Source organism: Pantoea sp. OXWO6B1 (genome assembly GCF_001641135.1).
Lineage (GTDB): Bacteria > Pseudomonadota > Gammaproteobacteria > Enterobacterales > Enterobacteriaceae > Pantoea > Pantoea allii.
This window is the reverse complement of the sequence record NZ_LWLR01000001.1, coordinates 34,146-54,336: the sequence shown is the minus strand read 5'-3', so window position 1 is coordinate 54,336 and position 20,191 is coordinate 34,146. Positions and strand designations below refer to the sequence as shown.

18 protein-coding genes are annotated in these 20,191 nt (G+C 53.1%); 11 read left to right on the top strand and 7 right to left on the bottom strand.

The features are described 5' to 3' along the window. Positions 1–195 precede the first annotated feature (195 nt). The 5 genes from A6A26_RS02490 to A6A26_RS02470 are packed head-to-tail and all read left to right on the top strand — an operon-like array spanning position 196 to position 4,383. Complete coding sequence (locus A6A26_RS02490) at positions 196–1,356, top strand: mandelate racemase/muconate lactonizing enzyme family protein (protein WP_063877340.1); 1,161 nt, start codon at positions 196–198, stop codon at positions 1,354–1,356. Positions 1,357–1,377: 21 nt separating this feature from the next. Beyond that, positions 1,378–1,683: a PTS sugar transporter subunit IIB gene (locus A6A26_RS02485; RefSeq protein WP_063877339.1), complete on the top strand. Its 306-nt coding sequence runs from the start codon at positions 1,378–1,380 to the stop codon at positions 1,681–1,683. A 27-nt stretch (positions 1,684–1,710) separates the two neighbouring features. Next, positions 1,711–3,000, top strand: a complete 1,290-nt coding sequence (locus A6A26_RS02480; RefSeq protein ID WP_063877338.1) for a PTS sugar transporter subunit IIC — start codon at positions 1,711–1,713, stop codon at positions 2,998–3,000. A 21-nt stretch (positions 3,001–3,021) separates the two neighbouring features. Beyond that, on the top strand, positions 3,022–3,327 hold the full coding sequence (locus tag A6A26_RS02475; protein WP_063877337.1) for a PTS lactose/cellobiose transporter subunit IIA: 306 nt from the start codon (positions 3,022–3,024) through the stop codon (positions 3,325–3,327). Between the two features lie 60 nt (positions 3,328–3,387). Next, a complete protein-coding gene (locus A6A26_RS02470; RefSeq protein WP_063877336.1) occupies positions 3,388–4,383 on the top strand; it encodes a LacI family DNA-binding transcriptional regulator in 996 nt (331 codons plus the stop codon). A gap of 244 nt (positions 4,384–4,627) precedes the next feature. On the opposite strand, the gene A6A26_RS02465 is transcribed toward A6A26_RS02470, so the two are convergent. Both A6A26_RS02465 and A6A26_RS02460 read right to left on the bottom strand, forming a co-directional pair. Further along, entirely contained in the window at positions 4,628–5,596 is a 969-nt protein-coding gene (locus tag A6A26_RS02465; RefSeq protein ID WP_063877335.1) for a TerC family protein, read from the bottom strand. 259 nt (positions 5,597–5,855) lie between these two features. Continuing rightward, positions 5,856–6,836: a Gfo/Idh/MocA family protein gene (locus tag A6A26_RS02460; protein WP_063877334.1), complete on the bottom strand. Its 981-nt coding sequence runs from the start codon at positions 6,834–6,836 to the stop codon at positions 5,856–5,858. 136 nt (positions 6,837–6,972) lie between these two features. Between A6A26_RS02460 and A6A26_RS02455 the strand changes: the two genes are divergently transcribed. Further along, on the top strand, positions 6,973–8,661 hold the full coding sequence (locus tag A6A26_RS02455; RefSeq protein ID WP_063877333.1) for a chloride channel protein: 1,689 nt from the start codon (positions 6,973–6,975) through the stop codon (positions 8,659–8,661). Here the strand turns inward: A6A26_RS02455 and A6A26_RS02450 are convergent. Beyond that, complete coding sequence (locus tag A6A26_RS02450) at positions 8,658–9,161, bottom strand: M48 metallopeptidase family protein (protein ID WP_063877332.1); 504 nt, start codon at positions 9,159–9,161, stop codon at positions 8,658–8,660. The genes A6A26_RS02455 and A6A26_RS02450 overlap by 4 nt on opposite strands. 82 nt (positions 9,162–9,243) lie before the next feature. Between A6A26_RS02450 and rlmG the strand changes: the two genes are divergently transcribed. After that, positions 9,244–10,362 (top strand): 23S rRNA (guanine(1835)-N(2))-methyltransferase RlmG, encoded by a 1,119-nt coding sequence (gene rlmG / locus A6A26_RS02445; RefSeq protein WP_063877331.1) that lies wholly within the window; start codon positions 9,244–9,246, stop codon positions 10,360–10,362. Here the strand turns inward: rlmG and A6A26_RS02440 are convergent, their stop codons facing one another. Both A6A26_RS02440 and A6A26_RS02435 read right to left on the bottom strand, forming a co-directional pair. After that, positions 10,363–12,384, bottom strand: a complete 2,022-nt coding sequence (locus tag A6A26_RS02440; protein ID WP_063877330.1) for an NADPH-dependent 2,4-dienoyl-CoA reductase — start codon at positions 12,382–12,384, stop codon at positions 10,363–10,365. Between the two features lie 176 nt (positions 12,385–12,560). After that, positions 12,561–13,268, bottom strand: a complete 708-nt coding sequence (locus A6A26_RS02435) for a purine nucleoside phosphorylase YfiH/LACC1 family protein (protein ID WP_063877329.1) — start codon at positions 13,266–13,268, stop codon at positions 12,561–12,563. A 108-nt stretch (positions 13,269–13,376) separates the two neighbouring features. Between A6A26_RS02435 and A6A26_RS02430 the strand changes: the two genes are divergently transcribed. The 4 genes from A6A26_RS02430 to A6A26_RS02415 all read left to right on the top strand — a co-directional run bounded on the left by A6A26_RS02430 (position 13,377) and on the right by A6A26_RS02415 (position 18,550). Continuing rightward, positions 13,377–14,186: a 5'-nucleotidase, lipoprotein e(P4) family gene (locus A6A26_RS02430; RefSeq protein ID WP_063877328.1), complete on the top strand. Its 810-nt coding sequence runs from the start codon at positions 13,377–13,379 to the stop codon at positions 14,184–14,186. Between the two features lie 571 nt (positions 14,187–14,757). After that, positions 14,758–15,390: a carbonic anhydrase gene (locus A6A26_RS02425; protein ID WP_063877327.1), complete on the top strand. Its 633-nt coding sequence runs from the start codon at positions 14,758–14,760 to the stop codon at positions 15,388–15,390. Next, positions 15,387–16,862 carry a SulP family inorganic anion transporter gene (locus A6A26_RS02420; RefSeq protein WP_063877326.1) on the top strand — a complete coding sequence of 492 codons (1,476 nt, stop codon included), beginning with the start codon at positions 15,387–15,389 and terminating at the stop codon, positions 16,860–16,862. Before A6A26_RS02425 ends, A6A26_RS02420 begins: the two co-directional genes overlap by 4 nt. A gap of 263 nt (positions 16,863–17,125) precedes the next feature. Next, complete coding sequence (locus tag A6A26_RS02415; RefSeq protein ID WP_063877325.1) at positions 17,126–18,550, top strand: GGDEF domain-containing protein; 1,425 nt, start codon at positions 17,126–17,128, stop codon at positions 18,548–18,550. Between the two features lie 20 nt (positions 18,551–18,570). On the opposite strand, the gene ddlA is transcribed toward A6A26_RS02415, so the two are convergent. Both ddlA and iraP read right to left on the bottom strand, forming a co-directional pair. Continuing rightward, positions 18,571–19,668 (bottom strand): D-alanine--D-alanine ligase, encoded by a 1,098-nt coding sequence (gene ddlA / locus A6A26_RS02410; protein ID WP_063877324.1) that lies wholly within the window; start codon positions 19,666–19,668, stop codon positions 18,571–18,573. 98 nt (positions 19,669–19,766) lie between these two features. Beyond that, complete coding sequence (iraP, locus tag A6A26_RS02405) at positions 19,767–20,120, bottom strand: anti-adapter protein IraP (RefSeq protein WP_063877323.1); 354 nt, start codon at positions 20,118–20,120, stop codon at positions 19,767–19,769. Positions 20,121–20,191 lie beyond the last annotated feature (71 nt).

Sequence of the window (20,191 nt, the reverse complement as noted above, 5' to 3'; positions counted from 1 at the left end):
GGGCTTCACTCGCAAAATTAACGGCAGGCGCTCACCTGACTCGTCTTTTTAACGGCGACAGATTTTACAGCCGAAACGACTTTTACTCTGTTAAGTGTGCACGTGCACATTTCTTCTTATTGTGAGATCTCGATCGCAGACTGCTGGTTGATTAGTGATGTGCACGTGCACATAATGAAAAACAGGGAGGATAATATGAAAATAACCGGTTTAAACGTTTATGACGTCGATCTTCGCGCCCGGCAACCGGGTCATAACCTGATTATCGTGGAGATTGAAACGGACGAAGGGATTTCCGGTATCGGCGAAGTCGCGATGAGCTACGGCGTCGGTGCCAAGTCCGTTATTCCCGTGCTTGAGTCGCTGACAAAGACTTACCTTACAGGCCGCTCACCTTTTGATTCAGAACTGATTTTCCAACAGTGTTTTGATAAGTCCTACTGGGCGCGCGGCCGATCGCTGGCGATATATGGCGCGATGAGTGCAATCGATATCGCCCTGTGGGATATCAAAGGTAAGGCACTCAATCTGCCGGTTTACCAACTGTTGGGGGGAAAATGCCGTGACAGGATTCCGCTCTATGCAAACCACTGGTATTTCGATGCCTGGCGACCAGAAGAGTTCGCTGAACGGGCGCTGCGGGTGGTAAACGAGGGCTATAAAGGGCTGAAATTTGATCCCTTTAAAATGTCGCCAACGGGAGAAAAGTCTACGCCCGATCGTCCCGTCAGCAAAGCATGGGGAAATATGGCCATCGCAAGGGTTAAAGCGGTGCGTGAAGCCGTTGGCGATGACATTGATATCATGCTCGATCTTCATGGCTGCCTGAATGTGTCCGACGCGGTTAAATGGGGGAAACAACTGGAAGCGTTCTCTCCTTATTTTTACGAAGAACCGACCGATACGCTGCTGATAAACGCCTCAGCAGAAGTCAAACTCAAGGTGGATATTCCGCTGGCCGGTGGTGAGCGTTTATATACCCGTTATGATTTTGCGCCTTTCATTGAAAACCGTATCTTCGAACTGATTCAGCCCGATATGGGACTGGCAGGCGGTTTTACCGAAATGAAAAAAATCGCTGCCTTTGCAGAAACCTATCAAATTGCCATCCAGCCACATAATGCTTCTGGCCCTGTTTTAACGGCTGCCTGTGTGCAATTTGATATCTGTACCACCAATGTTCAAATTCAGGAATGGTTTCCTTACTGGCAGGATGAACGTTATCGGGTTGTCCAGGAGGCGCTTGAACATAACGTTAAAGACGGTCACTTTGTCGTTGAAGAGATGAATCCCGGCTTGGGCATTGAACTCGATAAAAACTATTTATCAAATTTCCAACAATATAAATTTAAATAATTAACCATCAGGATGAATAAAATGAAAAGAATCTTTCTTTGCTGCAATGCGGGCATGAGCACCTCTATACTCGTAAAAAAAATGAAGGCATCTGCCGTAGAGCAAAACATCGATATTGAAATCGAGGCCTTTCCACTGGAGAAATTTAACGAAAGCATTGAAACCTATGATCTCTGCCTGTTGGGGCCTCAGGTGCGATATAAACTTGAGGAATTCAGGAAAATAGCCGCCGAAAAAAATAAAAAAGTAGAAGCTATTAATCCAATGGATTACGGAATGATGAAGGGTGACAACGTATTAAAGTTTGCGCTCGAATTACTTGGCTAAACGTACGCCAATATGAGGAAGTAACTCATGAAAATGTATGATGTTATTATTTCAATGATTGAAAAGAAGATAGCGCCTGTTGCAGGTAAAATCGGTGGGCAGCGCCACGTGCTGGCTGTGCGTGATGGGTTTATCTCTGCCATGCCATTTATGATTGTGGGCAGCTTTCTGATGATACTGGCCTTTCCGCCTTTTTCCCGGGACACGACCTTTGCTTTCGGGCAAATGTGGCTGGAATTTGCCACCAACCATAAAGAAGCGATCATGCTGCCCTTTCGCATGACGATGGGCATCATGACGATCTATGTTGCTGTGGGGATTGGCTATAACCTGGCACAGGGCTATAAACTCAGTCCATTAATGGGCGGGTTACTTTCATTGTGTTCATTTCTGATTGTCGCTGCGCCTTTCACTAACGGAAATATTCCCGCCATGTATATGGGCGGAACGGGGATCTTTACGGCGCTATTAACCTCAATCTATTCCATCGAGTTAATGCGACTCCTGAAAGCGAAAAATTTCACTATTCGCTTGCCGGAGCAGGTACCAGAAAAAATAGCACAGTCGTTCGAACTGCTGGTTCCCGTGTTGATTATGATCGCGACCCTTTATCCGCTTTCACTTCTGCTGCAACACGTTTCCGGCATGTTATTGCCCGAGCTTATCATGGCGGTTTTTAAACCCCTGGTCACCGCCTCAGACAGCCTGACCGCCGTTCTGATTTGTGTACTGCTCTCGCATCTGCTGTGGTTTTGTGGGATTCATGGTGCAGCTATTGTCACAAATTTATTGCAACCTTTCTGGCTGGCAAATATCGCCGCCAATCAACTGGCGCTTGAAATGGGGCAGGCACTGCCAAACAGCTTTGTCGATCCGTTCTGGCGGTTTTACATCGTTATCGGCGGATGTGGTTCAACGCTGGCACTGGTCATGATGTATATCCGCAGCCGTTCTTCACATTTACGTTCTATCGGCAAGCTAAGTATTGTGCCCTCCTTTTTTAACATTAATGAACCGGTGATATTTGGTTCGCCGATTATTATGAATCCCGTCATGCTGATTCCGTTTGTCGGTGCCCCACTTATCAATGCCACTGTGGCATGGTTTGCGCTGGCGTCGGGATTTGTGGATAAACCGATATCTATCGTTCCCTGGACCACACCGGCTTTATTAGGTGCCCCCTGGGCCGCCGGATGGGCTGTCGGGCCGATCATACTTGTGCTGACTAATTTTGCGATTTCATGCCTGATCTGGTTACCGTTTTTCAAAGCCTATGAAAAACAGTTACTCGCTCAGGAAACTGAAACGACGTGTTAATACCACCTGGGATAATTAAAAATGAATATTGAACTGGTCGTTATGGAAATCATTACGAACGCCGGAGAAAGTAAGAGCGAAGCGATGATGGCGTTACAGCATGCAAAACGTCATGAATGGCAGGCGTGCGACGCCGCGTTGATGCGTTCAAAAGAGGCAGCGGGACGGGCACATGCGATACAAACCCAATTAATTGGATTAGATGAGGGCGAAGGGAAAGTCCCTGTTACGCTGGTCATGGTTCATGCGCAAGACCATTTAATGACGGCCATGCTGGCGAATGAACTGATTAAAGAAATGATTGAAATGTATAGAAATAAGTCCTGATTCTCCGTACGATGAACCCGGGTTTCTTCACCATTACTGCTTTATTCATAGTGGATCACCATGAGCACGATAGTTGATGTTGCAAGACTTGCGAATGTCTCCCGGGTTACGGTTACCCGGGTTCTGAATGAGCCTGAAAAAGTAAAAGAAGAAACCCGCGTTCGTGTGGAAAACGCAATCAGGACGCTGAGCTATACGCCAAATTTGAGCGCCCGCTCCCTGGTAAGTAAAAGTAGCGGGGTGATAGGGATGCTGGTGCCAGATAACATCTCTGGTTTTTTTGGTTCCGTGATGAGTGCGGTGCACAAGCAGGTGAATGCCAACGGTAAGATGCTGATGGTGTTAGAAAGTGCGGATGCCACAGAAGAAGAGAACGCATTACGCAAGCTTAATGAGATTAACTGTGATGGTTTCCTGCTTTATATTCGCCATCTGGCTGACGACAAAATAACGCATTACACCCAGGACAAACCCGTTGCACTTCTTGATGCTGCGGAAACCTCGGTCATCGCGGGCGTGTCGTTTGGGCACTACGACGCCGCGTTTGAAGCAACACAAAAGCTGATCACGGCCGGACACCGTTATATTGCCGTCGTCGGGGGGCCAGAATCGCGTCGCAGTGCCATCGCTCGCGTAAAGGGCTGTGCCGATGCGATACGCACGGTCAATCCGTCATGGGATACCCGCTATGTTCTGTCCGGTAGCTACGATCAGGCCTTTGGCGAGCAGGCCACGCTTGAACTGGTCACGCGCCATCCTGAGATTACCGCCCTTGTTTACTGTGGTGAGCGATCCTGTGCCGGCGGTTTGAGAGCATTAAAAACGCTGGGAAGAAGTGTGCCCGATACCATGTCGGTCATCGCGTTCGATAGCTTTGGACTGACCCAATATCTCGGCCCGCAAATTGAGAGCGTCATTTATCCGGTCAAAGAAATGGCTGAATACGGCGTGAGCGAAGTGCTGAGCAGGCTCCAGAACAGAGGCTACATCATCCGGCCAAAAGCGTTTTCCCACTCTTTCGTTCCCGGTGATTCAATCCGTCATTGCGACGCATAAACCTGCCCGTAGCCACGGCCTTTAACGTTTCGGCGCAGGTTCATCACACCAGAAGCGCAGCCTTCATCCGGGCCGTAACCGCCTTCAGTCACACCTTACACCGCCGTGATTAAAGAGAACGACAGCGCGTTCACGCTGACTTCATTCTGCTGGAAAAGCGGTGACAGGTGGCGAACCACTCTGGTTATCCACTTTTTGTCGCGGACGAAGAAACATCCCCGCCTTTGCGGGCGGGGATGCACTATTACTGGTTGAGCCGCTTCTTATCGTTCTTGTGATTTACCCAGGCATTGATTACCAGGGTGGAGCCAAGGATCACGCCCACCACGCCCAGGGATATCGCTACCGGAATATGGTAAATATCGACAATCAGCATCTTGATACCGATAAACACCAATACGAGCGCCAGGCCATATTTCAGCATCGAAAAGCGTTCTGCCACGTTAGACAGCAGGAAGTACATGGCGCGCAGACCCAGAATCGCAAACAGGTTTGAGGTCAGAACGATAAAGGGATCGGTGGTGACGGCAAAGATTGCCGGGATACTGTCGACGGCAAAAATCACATCACTTAATTCGACCATGATCAGCACCAGCAGCAGCGGTGTCGCAAACAGCACGCCGTTCTTACGGGTAAAGAATTTCTCCCCTTCCAGCGTGTCGGTCATGCGCAGATGTTTACGCAGCCAACGCACCACCGGTTTGTCGCCCACCGCCGCATCATCCTCTTTTGCCATCGCCATTTTGATACCGGTAAACAGCAGGAAGGCACCGAAGATATACAGGACCCAGCTAAACTGCGTCACCAGCCAGCTACCCGCGAAGATCATGATGGTACGCAGCACAATAGCGCCTAATACACCGTAAATCAGCACGCGCCGTTGCAGGTTGGCAGGCACAGAGAAGTAGCTGAACAGCATCAGCCAGACAAAGACGTTATCGACCGCGAGGGATTTTTCCAGCACGTAGCCGGTCAGAAAGGCCAGGGTTTGGCTGGTGGCCACTTCGCGTCCGGCGGTGCCTTCCAGATACCACCAAAACGCGGCGCTGAACAGGAGCGAGACGGACACCCAAATCAGTGACCAGACGGCAGCCTGTTTAAAGGTCATGGTTTGCGAACCGCGACGGCCCTGTAAGAACAGGTCAATCGCCAGCATGATAAGCACTACAACCGCAAAACTGCCCCAGAGGAGTGGCGTACCTACAGTTTGCATAATCGTATCCTGTCTAAAAATAAAAAAACGGCTGAAGTCAGAAGACGTCAGCCGCTTATTCAGTGTAAGCAAACCTCGCCTTCCGGCAAGGTCTCACTTACAACTCAGGAATCGATTCTGGGTTGCCTGATGACCGGATGCGTGCGCAACGTAGTGACGATCAATCAGCTTACAAGTTACTCCCCTTTGCAAGCGGGTAAGTTACGTGCCTGGTGGTCAGGAATCAATCGATGAATGTCATATTTTGAAATATTTACATTCAGGGCCGATCGGCCGGGAAAACAACGCCCGTCTGGCGTCGAATTTCGGTCAGTAATCTGGCGACGCTGCGGGAAATCTCCAGTGCCGGATGACTGACGTGACGCTGTTCAACCAGCCGCACAAAGGTCTGCGCTTCATACAGCATCGTGTTGATATGCTGCGGCTGGCTTAGATTCTGTTTATCCCCTTCACGCGGAATAAAGGTCACTGACTGGCACTCGGCGATCCGGTTAACCACCAGCGATCCGGCTTCGCCCTGGATTTCACTGTCCAGCATGGCGTCACTCACCTTGGAATGCAAAATAGTGACATCAAACTGACCATAATTCAGGATCACCGTGCCGTGCGCATCGACGCCGCTTTCCAGCAGGCTGGCAGAGGCAAAAACCTGCTGGGGTTCGCCCCACAGCGTGACGGCCGTCGCCAGACAATAGTAGCCAATATCCATAATGGACCCGTTTGACCAGCGGGGATCGAAGGTGTTGGGATGCTCGCCGTTGAGGTAACGGGGATAACGAGAGGAGTACTGGCAATAGTTCAGCAGCGCTTTGCGGAGTGTGCCAAGCTTTGGCAGCCCCTGTTGCAGTTGAATAAAGTTCGGTAAGCTGGCGGTTTTAAAGGCTTCGAACAGCACCACCTGATGACTAAAGGCGCAGGCGATTATCGCCTCAACCTCTTGCAGATTGGAGGCCAGCGGCTTTTCGCAAATGACGTGTTTGCCCTGTGACATAAACAGCATGGCCTGCTGACAATGCAGTGCGTTGGGGCTGGCGATATACACGGCGTCGATGTCAGGACTGGCGGCCATGGCCTCCAGCGACGTAAAGAGATGGTCGCAGGGATAGTCATGACGGAATGCTTCCGCCTGCTCTGGGCTGCGCGAATAGACGGCACAGAGTGTCATGTGGCCGGTTTCATGTGCGGCATCAATAAACTGACGCGTAATCCAGTTGGTTCCCACAATGGCAAAGCGAATCACAGTTAGCCTCCTGCATGTGTAAAAACCGCAGAGTAGCATCTGAAACCGGGCAAGCAACGCCAGACGTTGATCCTGAGATCTCCATTCCAATAATATGGCTGGATAACGCACGTTAAGCACAAGACTGGGAGCGCAGGTGAAAGGAAGTAAACACGCACTAAACTGGACCACATTGCTTATTGCCATTCCCGTTGGCTGTGCGGCGTCGTTAGTTACCTTGTTATTCCGCGAAACCATTGAGTTTATCAATCAGTTGCTGTTTGGTCGCAGCAACGATATCACCGAGTCGTTGCATCTCTGGCCCTGGATATTCTGGCCGGTTCTGGTCGGTGTTGGCGGCCTGCTGGCGGGATTCTTCCTGCGTTATGCGGTGGCGATTGAGCAGCAGCAAACCGTAAAAACGGACTATCTCGAAGTGATTAATGCCCGCCTTGACGCTGTTCCGACCAAAACCTCGCTTTTTCGGGCGCTGTCGTCGATAGCCAGTATTGGCAGCGGCGCCTCAATCGGTAAAGAAGGCCCGATGGTCCAGCTCGCCGCCCTGTGTGGCAGCATAATCGGTCGTGTCTTGCCCCGCTCATTGCAGTTAAAAAACAGTGATGTCGTTGCCATGGCCGCCGCCGCCGGTCTTTCATCGGTTTATCATGCGCCGCTGGCGTCGGCTATTTTCGTGGCAGAGATTGCCTTTGGCATGTCGGCGCTGCAGCGTCTGATCCCGCTGGTGGTGTCATCGGCCGTGGCGGTAATGACCATGTGGGCGATGGGGTTCCGTCATGCGCTTTATCCGCTGGCGGATGTCAGCTTCACCATGGATATCAACAGCCTGCTGATTACTGTCCTGATCGGTTTGCTGTCCGGGCTGGCGGGGTTGCTTCTGATTCGCCTGATTGCACGTACTAAAATGCTGTTCAGTCGGGTCACCTCATTGCCGTTGCGGCTTGGGGCAGGGGGATTCGCCGTGGGCCTGCTGGCGCTGATCTCTACCGATATTTTGGGCAATGGCTATGAAGTGATCGTCAAGGTAATGGCGGGGCAGTATCTGCTGTCGGGATTACTGCTGTTGCTGGTGTTAAAAATGCTGGCGACCAGCCTCTCTGTGGGCTCCAATGCCGTGGGCGGACTGTTTACGCCGTCCTTACTCATCGGTGCGCTGCTGGGCATGGTTATCGCGCTCGGTGGCGTGGCGCTGCATCTTCCCCTTCACAACGTCTTGCTGTTCGCCGCCGTGGGCATGGCGGCCGTGCTGGCGGCGGTGAGTCAGGCTCCTTTGATGGCGATGCTGATGGTGCTGGAAATGACGCTCAACAGCAGTTTGCTGTTTCCGGTCATGATTGCCTCCGTGCTGGCAACAATGGTGGTTTATCGCCTGCAAATGGCCAGCACCTATCCGGTCGTTACTCACCATTTTAACCGCTCTGAAGCGAAATATGATTTCGATAATATGCGCATCGCCGAGCTGATTATTCCGGGGGCAGCGCTCCAGCCGGAGGCATCGGTAGGAGAGGCGCTGGCGGTGAGCTCCCTGAAGCGTGAGCGCTATGTGTATGTGATCAATGCGGCAGGGGCTTTTCTTGGTGTGGTGTCGATTCATGAAATTTCACGCCGGGTGCTGGCGCAGGAGATTAACCTGGACTCACCGGTTGAATGCGTCATGGACGAAGATTTCCCGGTGGCCTATCAAAACCAAAGTATACGGGAAGGATGGGAAGCCTTTGCGGCGGTAACGCTGGAACGCCTGCCGGTGTTGAATAATCCGCAGGAGCGCCGTTTTATGGGGGCGCTGACGAAAACCAGCCTGATTCAGAAAGCCCAGCAGTTTCTCTAAGCCGCGTTGCCGCGCATCGCCTGCTCGGTCATCCACAGGCGCGCATCAAATTCGAGCTGGTGGTAGTCCGGTTCCATATGGCAGCAGAGCTGATAAAACGCCTTATCGTGGTTTTTCTCTTTCAGGTGCGCCAGCTCATGCACCACGATCATCCGTAAAAAGGGTTCGGGTGCCTGGCGGAAAAACGTCGAAATACGGATCTCGGCTTTGGCCTTCAGGTTGCCGCCCTGCACGCGTGATATGGCGGTGTGCAAGCCCAGCGCATGCTTCATGACCTTAATCTTGTTATCCCATATCACCTTGTTAATCGGCGGGGCATTTCGCATATAGCGGTTTTTGAGCGCCAGCGTAAAGTCGTACAGCGCCTTATCACTCATTACGTCATGCATATCGGGATAGCGCTGTTGTAGCACCGGGCCTAACCGCTGACGATCGATGAGTGTCTGCACCTGTTCAAGGATGGACTCAGGATAACCCTGAAGATAGATAAGTGAGGACATTAGAGATTCCCGGCGAAAGACAGTATACTGCGCCCCCTTTTTGGGGCGAAAATCAACCAAAGTGTACCACGCCGGAGAATTCATGAGCCAACTTGAACTGAACGATCGCACACTGATCCTGCATCGTTTCCCGCAGATGCGTGACGAAAGTCCGTTACAAGCCTGGGATGCCGCTGATGAATATCTGTTGCAGCAAAGCCTGCCGTCTGGCCCGGCGTTAATTTTTAACGACAGCTTCGGCGCATTAACCTGCGCGCTTAATGCACGTCCAGTGTGGCATATCAGTGACTCCTGGCTGAGTCAGCAGGCCACTCGCCAGAATCTGCGCCTCAATGAACAGGATGACAGCGAGGTCCATTTCCTCGACAGCCTGGCGGCCCTTCCTGCCGCCCCGGCACTGGTGTTGATCAAAATCCCGAAAACCCTGGCCCTTCTGGAGCAGCAATTGCGCGCGGTGCGTCAGGTCATTACCCCTGAAACCGTTGTGCTGGCAGCGGGACGCGCGAAAGAGATTCATACCTCAACGCTGCAACTGTTTGAACAGATTATCGGTGAAACCAAAACCTCGCTGGCCGTAAAAAAAGCGCGCGTGATTTACAGCCAGTTCACCCAGCCAGAACTGCGCGAGAAATCGCTCACCCACGTCTGGCCGCTGGACGGAACGCCTTATCAGATTCACAACCACGCCAACGTGTTTTCCCGGTCATCCCTGGATATCGGTGCGCGCTTGTTTATGCAGCATCTGCCGGAAAATATCGACGGCGAAATCGTCGATCTGGGCTGTGGTAATGGCGTGATCGGGCTGATGGCGCTGGCGCAGAACCCTGAGGCCGAGGTGCATTTCCTTGATGAGTCTTATATGGCGGTGGCGTCCAGCCGGTTAAACGTTGAGGTCAACCGCCCCGACGATCTGTCGCGCTGCCAGTTCCAGGTGAACAATGTGCTGAGTGGCTATCCGTCTGATACGTTGCATGCGGTACTGTGCAATCCGCCGTTCCACCAGCAGCACGCCGTCACCGACCACCTGGCCTGGCAGATGTTCCGCGATGCTAAGCGCTGCCTGCAATATGGTGGTGAGCTGCGCATTGTCGGCAACCGTCACCTTGATTATCACCACAAGCTGAAAAAGCTGTTTGGCAACTGCACGCTGGTGGCCTCTAACAAAAAATTTGTGGTGCTGCGCGCCGTGAAAATGCGTTAACTAAAGCGTTAACGCCAGCGCGGTGGCCTGAGCGATTGCCCGGCGAGCATCCAGCTCCTGTGCGACATCGGCCCCGCCAATCACCTGCACTGGCTTGCCGCTCTCCCTTAAGGCCGCTTCCAGTTCGCGTTGCGGCTCCTGACCGGCGCAGATAATCACGTTATCCACCGCCAGCACCAGACGTTCGCCGTCACGATGAATATGTAGCCCTTCATCGTCAATCGCCAGATACTCAATACCGCCCCACATTTCAACGCCGCGTGACAGCAGGCTGCTGCGGTGTATCCAGCCAGTGGTTTTCGCCAGCGTCGCACCGGGTTTGCCAGGCTTGCGCTGGAGCAGCCAGATTTGACGTGGCGAGCGCTGCGGCTCAGGGGGGACCAAACCACCACGCTGCGTCAGGCTATGATCGATGCCCCATTCACGATAAAAATCATCCAGGGTTTCCGTCTGTGGCGGCTGTGACAGGTACTCCGCCGTATCAAAGCCAATACCGCCAGCGCCAATAATCGCCACGCGCGCGCCGACCGGCTGTTTATCCGCCAGCACATCCAGATAGCTCAGCACGCTGGGATGATGTATGCCGGGAATCTCAGGCGTACGCGGTTTGATGCCGGTAGCAAGGATGACTTCATCGGCGTCCGCTAACATCGCGGCATTCACCCGACAGCCTGTTTTGATCACCACGCCCGCCGCGGGCAGACGATGGCGGAAATAGCGCAGGGTTTCGCTGAACTCTTCTTTGCCGGGGATCTGACGAGCGATATTAAACTGCCCGCCGATGTCGTGCGCGGCATCGTAAAGTGTCACCTGATGTCCCCGTTCTGCCGCCTGCAAGGCAAACGCCATGCCCGCCGGCCCGGCACCCACGACGGCCAGCCGTTTAGGTGCCTGCGCTGGTGTCACCGGCATCAGGGATTCATGGCAGGCGCGCGGGTTAACCAGACATGAAGTGACATGACCGGCAAAAATCTGGTCCAGACAGGCTTGATTACAGGCGATACAGGTGTTGATGCTGTTGTCATCCCCGCGCTGCGCCTTGCTGACAAAGGCGGCATCGGCCAGGAAAGGTCGCGCCATCGAAACCATGTCCGCACAGCCCTCCTGCAACAGTTGCTCGGCGACCTGCGGATGGTTAATACGGTTGGTGGCCACCACCGGCACGGCGACATGCTGACGCAAACGACGCGTGACCCAGGCAAAGGCGGCGCGGGGAACGCAGGTGGCGATGGTCGGAATACGCGCCTCATGCCAGCCGATACCGGTATTAAACAGCGTCACACCGCAGCCTTCCAGCTCGCTGGCCAGTCGCAGGGTCTCTTCTAACGTGCTGCCGTGGTGAATTAAATCCAGCATCGACAGCCGGAAGATAATGATAAAGCGGTCGCCGGTTGCCGCGCGTACCGCGCGGGTAATCGCCAGGGCAAACTGCATGCGTCCGGTAAAATCGCCGCCCCAGCGGTCATGGCGCTGGTTGGTATGCTGCACCAGAAACTGGTTAATCAGATAGCCTTCGGAACCCATGATTTCCACACCATCGTAGCCCGCCTTCTGGGCGAGCCGGGCACAGTGGGCGAAATCGGCAATGGTCTGTTCAACCTCGGCATCGCTCAGTTCACGCGGGGTAAAGCGATTGATGGGGGCCTGTATCGGAGAGGGGGCAACCAGATCGCGCTGAAAGCTGTAGCGACCGGTGTGTAATATCTGCAGGGCGATTTTCCCCCCATGCTGATGTACCGCTGCGGTAATCTGTCGGTGCCAGTCACACTGTGCGTCGTCATTCAGTACAGCACCGTGTTCGGCGGTCACGCCCTGCGGATTCGGTGACACGCCGCCCGTTACGATCAGCGCCACGCCTTCCCGTGCCCGCTCGCCATAGAATGCCGCCAGCCTGGCCGCGCCATCTTCACGCTCTTCAAGGCCCGTATGCATTGATCCCATCAAAAAACGGTTTCTGAGTTGAGTGAAACCGAGATCAAGCGGGGTAAACAAAGCAGGATAGTGGGAGGACAGCGCAGTCATAATCACTCACAGATAAAGTGGTCGGATGAGTTAGCTTTAACCATTTCTTTGTTAAAAAAAAGTGAAATGGCATCAGGGTGTGAGAAGCATCATAAAAGCGGCCATACCCGATGGGGCAGTCAGGTGCCAAACCGTCGGCTGAGGGAGCAGGGCAGGTATAACCGATGACGTTGGATTCAGCGTCGACGAATCCATGAATAGCGCGAACGATAGCCGCTGCTGTGGTGCGTATTAAAGCGATAACTGGACCCCGACTCTGTTGTGCAGTAGGTGCACTGGTCAATCTGGTCAATTTGCCCCGCCGGAACCCCGGCATCGGTCAGCATCTGTTTAGCCAGATGCGGTAAATCGAACCAGATACCTTCTCGGGTGGCCAGGGCCTGGGGGCGCTGTGCCTGAGGATTATGCGGCTGTTGATGATAATAGCGCAGCGGCAGGGGAATACCGGGCAACTGCACAATGTCTGCCAGTCGCTGGCGATCCAGCTCGAAACAGCAGGGTGCCAGCGCCGGGCCAATCGCAACCGTCAGGCTCTGCGGCGTGGCACCGCGTGCGCAAAGTTGTTCCACGGCGCGATAGAGTACGCCCGCCAGCGTGCCTTGCAGGCCAGCATGAACGGCGGCGACCTGTTGCTGTTGGCTGTCGGCGAACAGCACGGGTAAACAGTCCGCGGTGTACACCGCTACCGGCCGATGGCCCGTGGCAATCACGCCATCTGATTCGCAACGTTTAGGTGGGATATTATGGATGTCGGTTAACACAACGGCGCTGTGGCGTTGATGACCGTAGGCCGCATCCTCAGGCGGCGGCGCGCCAGCGGGCTGAAAAGCATAATCGACCCAGTCGAGTGCATCAAGTAACGGCGAACGCGGCATGGCGGACATCCTCTTCTCCTGTCAGGACAGCGTGCAATCTGCTGCCATCAGCTTACGTTAACTGCTACATTTTTGAAGCGTTACCCACTCAAATCTTTCACACCTTAGGATGAATCGATGAAAAATTCAGTGAATTTCGCGCTGTCGGCCGTGGTTGCGCTGGCGCTTGCGGGTTGTGCACACCCTTCCCAGCAGCAGGCACAACAGCAACTGGGGCAGCAATCGGTGCTGGCGTTAAACTGGTTCCAGCAGTCAGGTGAATATCAGGCGCTCAGTTGGCAGGCGTTTAACAGTGCACGTCTGGCCTTTGATCAGTCGGCTTCGCTGGTGGGCAAGCCCAAAGCGGTGATTGTCGATTTAGATGAAACCATGCTGGATAACAGCGCCTACAGCGCATGGCAGGCGAAGAATGGACAGCCTTTCAGCGATAAAACCTGGTCGGCCTGGACGCAGGCGCGTCAGGCCAAAGCCGTGCCTGGTGCGGTAGAGTTTGCCCGCTATGTTAACAGTCATGGCGGCACCGTATTCTATGTCTCCAACCGCGACCAGAAAGATTACGCTGCCACAGTGGCCAACCTTCAGCAGCTTGGCTTCAGCGGTGTCAGTGAAAAAACGGTGAGCCTGAAAACCGACTCTTCAAACAAACAGGCACGCTTCGATGCGATTAAAAACGCCGGCTACAACGTCGTGTTGTATATCGGTGACAACCTGAATGATTTTGGCGGGGCGACCTGGCATCAGGGTAACGCGCAGCGTCAGGGGTTTGTCGAAAATAATCATGCGCGATTTGGCACCCAGTTCATTGTGTTGCCAAACCCACTTTACGGTGACTGGGAGAGCGGCATGGCAGAAAATTACAATAAGCTGACGCCTGAACAGCAGCTTTCAGTCCGTGAAGCGCGGCTGAGGGCCTGGAACGGTAAATAAAGTGTCAATATGATGAGCCTGCCGTGGGCAGGCTCTTTCTCGCCGCCGAGATTATTTACTTACCGCCGTCATTATTTTCACGCAAATTAAATTAACCATCTCTTGCTTTAATTTCACCCTTAACAAAGTTCGATTAACTGCTTATACAGAATAAAGGCGGTTGATCGTGCTATTCATAAATTCTGCATTTAAGAGTAATCCTGGCATTTCGCCTTGTTTCTTTTTTATCCATCTGACTAACGACAACGGTTTTGTATTTATTTGTCAGTTTTCATTTTTCGGCTTTATTTTTAATTATATGATTTTTATATAAAATAATTAAAGTAATTTAATGTGTATGTGGTATGACCTCTTAAGGTAATTTACGTGATCATGACGTTTATTGAAAAAATACTGACATATAGCGCCGGATGTTTCTGGCATAAAATATTCTGTGTGCATTAGTAATCATAAGCCGCTATAACCTATTAATGTGATGAGCTTCAGATTTCGTAACCCGTTCGCGGCGATTCAGTGAGCGGGTTCACTCCGTGGTCAGCCAGGAAGTGATATTCCCGGTCGTAGAGAGAAGATGATTGTGACGACACTTAAACCCTTATTAGCGAAAAATCGCAGTTGGGCATTACAGCGCCGCCAGCGTAACCCCGCCTATTTTGAAAAATCCTTATATCAGCAAAAACCGCACTCATTATGGATAGGTTGTTCAGACAGCCGGGTGCCAGCGGAGGTATTAACGGGATCGCATCCCGGCGAACTGTTTGTTCATCGTAATATCGCCAATATGGTTGTGGCAGAGGACGATAACCTGCTGAGCGTGCTGCAATATGCCGTTTTTTACCTTGGGGTAAAGCGAATCGTGTTGAGTGGTCATTACGGCTGCGGTGGCGTTCAGGCTGCCTTAGCCCTGCCGGGCAGCCCGTTAGCCACTGAGGACTCCGCTCTGGCCCGGCGTATTGCCTTTCTGCGTAGTGGATTAGAACGCCATCTTAGCCACGAAGCCGGGCAGGAGACGGAGAGCGAGATGCTTAATCGTCTGGTTGAAGCAAATGTTCTGGTGCAGTTCGCCAACCTGGTGGCAACAGAACCGGTACGGCAGGCCTGGCAGTCTGGTCAGGAACTTGACGTGTTTGGCTGTGTTTACGACCTGCAATCGGGTCATCTGAAAGAGTTGATTCAGCAATCTGCAGAGGAGTCTTCACCATGAATCTGGATACCTTACGCCGCGATGTGCCGGCAGGGCTGGTTGTGTTTCTGGTCGCACTGCCGCTCTGCCTGGGTATTGCACAGGCCAGCGGGCTGCCGCCTTTCGCCGGGTTATTAACGGGCGTTATTGGCGGAATACTCGTTACCTCCCTCAGTCCTTCACGTTTCGCCGTCAGCGGACCGGCCGCAGGACTGGTCACCATCGTCGTCGCGTCTATGGCGACCCTGGGCAGCTTCTCCGCCTTCCTGACCGCCCTGATTATCGCCGGACTGTTACAGTGCCTGTTTGGTCTGTTGCGCGCCGGACGCTTCATCGCGTTAGTGCCGGGTAGCGTTATCAAAGGCATGCTGGCCGCGATTGGTTTACTGCTGATTATGCAGCAGATACCGGTGGCGCTGGGGGCGGGCGGCAGCGTGAAGTTAGTGTCGCTGGTGAACGGAGAAATGACGTTCTCGCTGTCGGCGCTGCTGGTGTCGTTAGTGGGCTTGTTCATTCTGTTTATATGGACAACCGGCCCCATTAAGCGCATCAAGGCGCTGGCGTGGATACCCGGGCCATTATTCGCCGTGCTGTTTGGCTGTGTGGTCACGGTCGCTGGCGCACGTTTGTTCCCTGAGCTCACCGGCGCTTTACCGCGCATTTCATTGCCCGCGTTTGACAGCGTTTCCGCCATGATGGCGGAGCTGGAAACCCCGGACTGGATGGCATGGCAAAATCCGCAGGTCTGGATCGTTGCCCTGACCCTGGCGCTGGTGGCCAGTCTGGAAACCCTGCTGAGCCAGGAAGCCCTGAAAAAGCTGCGCCCGCAAAACCCTGCGCCCTCGCCAAACAGAGAGATGTTTGCGCAGGGGATCGGTAACCTGACGGCGGGCTTCCTTGGGGCTATGCCGATTACGGCGGTCATTGTCCGGAGTTCAGCCAACGTCAACGCTGGCGCACAAACCAAACTCTCTATCTTGCTGCACGGTGTCATGCTGCTGATTTGTGGGATGTGGTTTAGTGAAATGCTGAATGCCATTCCGTTGGCCAGCCTGGCGGCGGTGCTGTTGTACACCGGCTATAAACTGGCCGCGCCGCGCCTGTTTATCGAGCAGTTCCGTATGGGGGCACAACAGTACGTGCCTTTCCTGGCAACGATTATCGGGATCATCACGCTGGGCATGCTGGTCGGGATTGGGATTGGTATTGCGACACAGATTCTCTATAGCATCTACAAGAGTCACCGCAATGCGCTGCAGCTTACGCGTTACGACGACCACTACGTTTTGCGTTTCCAGCAAAACCTGACTTTTATGCACAATCCTAGACTGCAGGGCTTGCTGGATGAAATACCCGAAAATAGCGTGGTAATCGTAGATAACGATAATGCAGAATACATCGATCCAGATGTTAAGGCCGTGCTGAAGGATTTTGGTGATAATGCTGATAAACGGGGAATCCGCCTGAGTCAGTGGCCCGTGGCGGTTAAATAGTCACGCAGACCTCAACAGCCAGGTCGTTTTTTTTTAAAATCGGATATCTCGGATATCCGATTTTTTTATTTGTAAGACATAATGAGCAAGGATGTCTGCCAGTATGTTTATATCTCGTATCGGGTGTTAAACCCGTAACGTTCGCGCATTTACGGGTGCTTTTCTCTGAATGGCGCAGACAAGAATCAGGGTTAAATGATCATAACGCCATATACCCCGTGAGCGGCGTGATGGTAAGCCTCTTTGTGACAAGGTCCAGACGTATGCGCGTTAAGCTGTTTGAAGAGCACAATACTAAAAAGAGTGCCCTCTGGCTGTTTATGATTACTCTGATGTTCTGTTTTGTCGGCGGACATCTGCGTTTTCCCCATGACTTATCCCTGTTCTGGCCGGTGAATGCCTTCATCGCCGGGATGATGCTTCGCTATCCCTTTCTTCATCGAGCCCGTTTTTATCTGGTGTGCTACAGCGCCATGGTATTTAACGACGCGGTGTTTTCGGGCTGGGCGTTACCGGCCTTCACGCTGAATGTGGCCAATATCCTGTTTATCATCATTTGCGTGATGGTGATGGGGCGGCAGTATCAGCATGATTCCAGCAGTGAGCGCATATCGAACGCACTGCGTATTTTCCCTGCCTGTTTGTTGGCGGCGCTCGGTTGCGCCACCTGGGGAGGACTGGCGCAGGTAGGCAGCATTAACGCGGCCTTTGCTGACGCGTGGATGAACTGGTTCAGCGAGCAGTTTTCCACGGCGTTAATGCTGCTGCCGTTTCTGTTAACGTCACACTGGCGCGTCATGCTCTCAAGGCGCTTGCTGCAACTGGGCAAACTTGTCCCGTTAATCGCCGTGGTGTTGTCCCTGATCACGGGGGCATTAATGGGCGGCGCGGGCAGCCTCACGCTCCCGGTGCCCGCATTAATCTGGTGCGCCATTGTCTTACCGGTTCCCCTGACCACGCTGATCACGCTGATAACCGGCATTAGCCAAATCGTGTTGGTGTCGCACGGCGTCATGAACATTCAGGGCGATGCCAACCTGCTGCCGATCAGCCACCTGACCTCAGCGCGTCTGGGCGTGGCCACTATCGTCATGAGCCCGTTAATCGTGGCGGTGAGCATGGATGCGATTCGCCAGCTCAATGAACGTCTGGCGCTGCGTGCTGACTACGATTTTCTCACCCAGCTCCTGTCGCGTTCGGGGCTGTATGAACATCTGCGCAATGAACCCTTCTTTGAGCAACGTAAGGTGGGCGTCATCCTGCTGGATGTGGATTATTTTAAATCGGTCAACGACAATTTTGGTCATGATGCCGGTGACCGTGTCCTTGAAGAGATCGCCCGGCGTATTTCGCCATTAGTGGGTAATCACGGCCATATCTGTCGTTTTGGGGGGGAAGAGTTTGTGATTGTGCAGTTCGACCTGTCGCCAGAAATGATTTATTCGCTGGCCGAGGGGATTCGCCAGAGCATCGTCAAAGAGAAATTTTTACTGCACGGCAACGCGGTCACCGTCACCGTCAGCCTGGGGCTGGCAAACGGCCAGGCACAACCGGGTAACGCCTGGGCCGAGACGGTCAACCGCCTGATATCCGCCGCGGATAAAAACCTCTATATCTCTAAGCGAAATGGCCGCAATCAGACGTCCCCCTGCAATACGCAAAGCGAAGTTACCAGCGACGTTGCCTGAGCAGACGCCGCTGGAGGCGATTAATTGACGGTGGTTTTCAGCGCTGCGCCTTGTTGATGGCGTTCCAGCGCCAGCTCAATCAGACGGGTGATCAGATCCTGGTAGCTCAGGCCCGCCGCCTGCCACAGTTTTGGATACATGCTGATATTGGTGAAACCGGGTAAGGTATTCACCTCATTGACGATAATCTCACCGTCATCGGTGTAGAACACGTCAACGCGCGCCATACCAAAACACTCCAGCGCGGTGAAAGCGGTGAGAGCCACCTGACGAATCGCATCATCAACAGCAGCAGGAATGTCAGCCGGTATCACCGTTTGTGCGCCGGTTTCGCTGATGTATTTGGTGTCGTAAGAATAAAAAGCATCCTTTACCACCACTTCGCCACAGGGGCTGGCTTCTGGCTTGTCATTGCCCAGCACTGCGCATTCGATCTCGCGACCTTTAATCCCTTTCTCTATCAAAACTTTACGATCAAAGGTAAAGGCCAGTTCCAGGGCCGGGAGTAACTCTGCCGCCGTATCAACCTTACTGACGCCCACGGACGATCCCTGATTGGCTGGCTTGATAAACAGCGGCAGCCCAAAGCGTTCGATGACAGCCTCGGTGTCCAGATGATGCCTCTGTGACTGCGTCACGCTCAGCCAGGGCGCAACCTTTAGACCGGCATCCCGCAGCAGGCGCTTGGTGACGTCTTTATCCATGCTGACGGCAGAACCCAACACGTCAGATCCGACGAAAGGCAGCGAGGCCATCCGCAGCAATCCCTGCAGCGAGCCATCTTCACCTTGCGTCCCGTGGACCACCGGAAAAATAACGTCAAGTTGGGACAGGGGATGGGCATTATCACGGGAAATCAGTGGATGTTGAGGTTCACCGGGGATGAGTGCAACGTGTTTTGCGGTGCGATTCAGGGCAATCAGCGAGGGATTTTCAGCATTTAGCAGAAAGTTTGAGGCATCGTTAAGATGCCACTGGCCTTGCTTATCTATACCCAGCAGCACAACCTCAAACCGGGTTTTATCTATGGCATCAACAATATTTTTAGCCGACTGCAATGACACTTCATGCTCAGACGATTTCCCACCGAACACAATGCCAACTCGCTGTTTTTTCATCAAACCTTGTCCTCGTAGAGGCAAATAATTACCATACCACGTGCGTCACAATAAAAAACAGGCAGACGCGCTTAATGCCTCGCCGTCAGAAGACGTGGCTAGCAGTCGGTAATTTTTTCATTATTCGAGACGGAGGAAAGAGACTTATGGGACACGCCTTTCAGAAACTCTTTTGACTCTTCATCGACCAGACGCGTCAGCGTGAGCTGTTCCTGAAATTTGGTCAGCAGAAGCTCCGCGTCAGATTTAATCAGGCCGTCAGAGGACTCCAGCACGGTATTAATTGCCTGACTGATCGCCGAAATCAGCTCTTCAACACCGCCACTTTTGCCAACGGTCAGCGTCAACGCGCTGAGCAACAGTGACTGCGCTTCTGTCTGAGCAACCAGTTCTTTAGTTTCGGCATCCATTTTTGAAATCTTGGCCAGCATGCTAAGAACAGCGCTTTTCATCATGGTCTTCCTCGGGGTCTGTTTTACGTGTTGAACATTATTAGCGCATAGAAAACCACAGGCAACCGTGC